This window comes from Methylobacterium marchantiae (assembly GCF_042679825.1).
GTDB lineage: Bacteria > Pseudomonadota > Alphaproteobacteria > Rhizobiales > Beijerinckiaceae > Methylobacterium > Methylobacterium marchantiae.
Genome location: NZ_JBHTND010000068.1, coordinates 1 through 1683, shown reverse-complemented (window position 1 = coordinate 1683; position 1683 = coordinate 1). Strand labels below are relative to the sequence as shown.

Below are 1683 nucleotides of genomic sequence, written 5' to 3'. Positions count from 1 at the left end.
GCGCTCACGGACCTCAAGGGAAAACGGTGGGGTTCGCTTCGTCATGGCTCCATCCTCGCAAGAGTTGGGGCCTCCGGAAAACCCGGCGCGGTTCAGACCGTGGACAGAGCTTCGATCAGCCTAGTGACGCAGGCGCCAGCCTCACTGCCGACCAGAGCCAGGCGAATTCCGAAAACGATCGCGAAAAACAGCACCTGGAGCACTTCGTTGCGCGCCAATGCGTCGAACGAGGTCCTGAGGATGAAGCCGGAGAAGCCGCCGCCCTGGAGTTTGTGCGCATTCTCGGCGTAGGTGTTGAGTGCCCTGGGATCGAGGGTCACGGTGTCGATGTTCAGGGCGGGGCCGAACAGCTAGGCAAGGATCAGTCCGACGGCCAGGGCCACTGTGGTCATGACCTCGAATTAGATCAGTGCCTTGGCCTCGACCCAGCCAACCTTCTTGAGATCGCCTGCTCCGGCGATACCATGGGCGACCACGCAAAAGACGATGGGCGCCACGATCATCGAGATCAGCTTGAGGAAGCCGTCGCTGAAGACCTTCAGCCCTTGTGCGAAGCTTGGCGCGGCCATGCCGAGGACGATACCGAGAAGCAGCGTCACGGCCACTTGGAAGAACAGCGATTTGCAGGGCAGCTTGCGCGTTGCAGGAACGGGGATCAATAGAGCGGCAGTCGACATCGGTTCGGTCCACGCACGAGATCGAACGCGACAGCAAGGGTCGTGCCTACTGAAACCGGTTGCCGTGCGAGCCTAGCCGACACACATGGCAACCGACCCGACGGCGAAGGGAGCCTCGCCCAGGCGGTCTTCGTCGGCAATGTTGGTGGCCGGGATTCCCTGAAGAGCTCCACAATCGCCCCGGCGTGGAGAGGAGAGACACCATGAGACGATTCCTGTCGGTCATTGCCCTGCTGGGCGGTGTCGCCCCTGCGATCGCGCAGGCGCCAGCCCCTGCGACCCCACAGCCCTCCGCACCGCAAACCTACGAGAGCAAGGTCGTCAACGGGAAGGGTGAGACGATTGGAACCATCACCATCCGTGACGGAGCAAGCGCGCTGGTGCTGCGTCTCGCGATCCAGCCGGGTGGGCTTCCACCGGGCTGGCACGGCATCCACTTCCACGCGGTGGCGGATTGCTCGGACACAGAGAAGTTCGAGAAGTCGAAGTCTCACGTGAACCACGACCAAAGTAAGCACGGCCTGCTCAACCCGGAAGGCCCGGACGAGGGCGACCTGCCGAACGTCTATGCCAATGCCGATGGATCGGTGAACGCGGAAGTGTCGAGCGAGACGCCACTCACGGGCGAGGGCGGCCTGAAGGATGCCGATGGTTCGGCCTTCCTAATCCACGCGAACGAGGACGACCATACCAGCCAGCCCATTGGTGGGGCAGGGCCGCGCATCGGCTGCGCGGTCATCAAGTAGTCAGGCATCGCGTCCTCATAGAACGGCCGCGACGAGGACGCGGTCGACCATTGGAGGATGCCACGACGAGCGGAAGAGCGGCAGGGTATTGTCCGCTTCCCGCTCGGCACGGGCCAATCAGCGCTGGCTCTTGCCGATGCTCACGAGCTTGGCGCCAGTACGTGCCTTCTGTCCCGGCAGCGCCGCATTGACGGTCTTGACGATGCCGTCGGCGTCGAGGCCGGCCTCGGCGTACATCGTCTCCGGGCTGTTGTGGTCCT

1 protein-coding gene and 1 pseudogene are annotated in these 1683 nt (G+C 63.4%); one reads left to right on the top strand and one right to left on the bottom strand.

Going from position 1 to position 1683, the window contains the following annotated elements:
* Nucleotides 1-95: 95 nt before the first annotated feature.
* Nucleotides 96-677 (bottom strand): annotated as a pseudogene (locus ACFQ4G_RS21820) (cation:dicarboxylate symporter family transporter); the annotation flags it as partial.
* A gap of 203 nt (nucleotides 678-880) precedes the next feature.
* Here ACFQ4G_RS21820 and ACFQ4G_RS21815 point away from each other — a divergent pair.
* The gene (locus ACFQ4G_RS21815; RefSeq protein WP_238209320.1) at nucleotides 881-1423 is read left to right on the top strand and encodes a superoxide dismutase family protein; all 543 of its coding nucleotides are present in this window, start codon (nucleotides 881-883) and stop codon (nucleotides 1421-1423) included.
* The last annotated feature ends 260 nt before the right edge of the window (nucleotides 1424-1683 follow it).

Bases quoted from the DNA above. Each gene is read 5' to 3' on its own strand.
- ACFQ4G_RS21815 (WP_238209320.1), top strand. From the start codon at position 881: ATGAGACGATTCCTGTCGGTCATTGCCCTGCTGGGCGGTGTCGCCCCT.